Consider the following 1,910-nt stretch of genomic DNA (forward strand, 5'->3'; position numbering starts at 1 on the left):
TAAGATAGATACTGGTAAATAAATTAAGCTTCTCATCTCTTTACTCCTTTACTTTATTAATTCTTCCACAATGTTATTAATTATCTTTTGAACTTCTTTACCGATTTCTTTTACTTTTTCACCTTCAAAAAACTTTAGCATCTGATTTATGTCAGGAATAGAAACTTCTACATTTCCATTTTCTTCAACTACAGTAATTTTGCAAGGCATAAAGTTTGCAAGTCCTGAATTTTCAGTTAAAACCTGCTGGGCAAAAGATGGATTACATATTTCAAATGCAGTAATTCTTTTTTCAATAGGAAATCCTTTTTCTTTTAAAAGCTCGTGAAATTCGTAAACTTTTAAAACTCCAAACTTATTTTCCTTACAAACCTCTTCTACTTTTGAAACTATTTCGTCAAAAGATTTTTCTGTTTTGAATTTAGTAATCATTCAACTTTACCTCCCGTATATTACTATATAATATAGTAATTCAAGTTAAACAAAAAATCAAGACTTAAATTTTAACTTTCCTTAAAGTTTGACTGTTTATGGCTACTATAACTGTGCTTATAGACATAAGAAGTGCTCCAACAGCCGGCTGAATAACTATACCGTAGTTATATAAAACTCCAGCGGCAAGTGGAATGGCGACAATGTTATAACCGGCAGCCCACCATAAGTTTTGAACCATTTTTGAGTATGTAACTTTTGAAAGTTTAATCACTTTTGGAACATCTGCAGGATTACTTTTTACAAGAATAATATCTGCACTTTCTATGGCAACATCTGTTCCAGCTCCTATTGCTATACCAACATCTGCTGTAACAAGGGCAGGAGCATCATTTATTCCATCACCAACCATAGCTACTTTATATCCTTTTTGTTGCAGTAATTTTACTTTTTCTGCCTTTTGGTGAGGAAGTACCTGTGCAAAATAGTCATCTATTCCAAGTTTTTCTGAAACAGATTTTGCAACTTGCTCTGAATCTCCAGTAAGCATATATACTTTTATTCCCATTTCTTTTAACTTTTTAACAGCTTCGTAGCTTTCGGATTTTATTTTATCTGCAAGGGCGAAAGCTCCTGCAAGTTTCCCATTAACTACAACAAAAATTACAGTATTTCTTTCTTCCTGGAGTTTTTTAATTTTTCCATCATTAATTTGTATATTCAGTTCTTTCAACAGGTTAGGACTTCCAACATAAATTTCTTTACCATTTATGACTGCATAAGCACCTTTTCCAGGTATTGTTTTATACTTTTCTGGGTCTGCAGGATGCAGTCCTTTTTCTTTAGCAAACTGAACTATTGCTTTTGCTATTATATGTTCAGAGTTTTTCTCTACAGAATATGCAAGTCTTAAAAGCTCATTTTCATCTATATAAGAAACAAAATCTACAACTCCAAACTTTCCTTCTGTTAATGTTCCTGTTTTATCAAAAATAATTGCCGTTAAATCTTTTGCCTGCTCAAAAGCTCTCCTATCTCTGATTAATATTCCATTTCTTGCAGTTATAGTTGTAGAAAGTGCAACTACAAGAGGAATTGCAAGACCAAGTGCATGAGGACAGGCTATAACTAAAACTGTAACAGCTCTTTCAAGGGCAAAATCTGGCATACCATTAAAAAACCAGTAAATATATGTAATTGTACCTGTACCAACGGCTGCATAAAATAACAATGCTGCAGCTTTATTTGCCAAATCCTGAGTTTTAGATTTACTTTCCTGAGCTTGTTTTACAAGTTTTATAACCTGAGATAAATAGGTTTCTTCTCCTGTTCTTTCTATTTTTATTTTTAAAATCCCATCTCCATTTATAGCCCCACCTATAACTTTATCTCCCTTCTTCTTATGAATAGGTTTTGATTCCCCTGTTAAAAGAGCCTCATTTACAAAACTTTCCCCTTCAATTACAACCCCATCTGAA

General features: G+C 32.6%; 2 protein-coding genes. Both read right to left on the reverse strand.

Annotation, left to right across the window (positions count from 1 at the left end; translation table 11 throughout):
* Positions 1-48: 48 nt before the first annotated feature.
* Positions 49-432 carry a DUF302 domain-containing protein gene (locus HG1285_RS17845; RefSeq protein ID WP_008288904.1) on the reverse strand — a complete coding sequence of 128 codons (384 nt, stop codon included), beginning with the start codon at positions 430-432 and terminating at the stop codon, positions 49-51.
* Positions 433-496: 64 nt separating this feature from the next.
* On the reverse strand, positions 497-1,910 hold a 1,414-nt coding region (locus HG1285_RS03305; protein ID WP_008288905.1), incomplete at its 5' end, for a heavy metal translocating P-type ATPase.

This window comes from Hydrogenivirga sp. 128-5-R1-1, from assembly GCF_000171895.1.

What these genes read in the sequence shown, in the direction of transcription:
- HG1285_RS17845 (WP_008288904.1), bottom strand. Translation starts at nt 432, where the DNA reads ATGATTACTAAATTCAAAACAGAAAAATCTTTTGACGAAATAGTTTCA.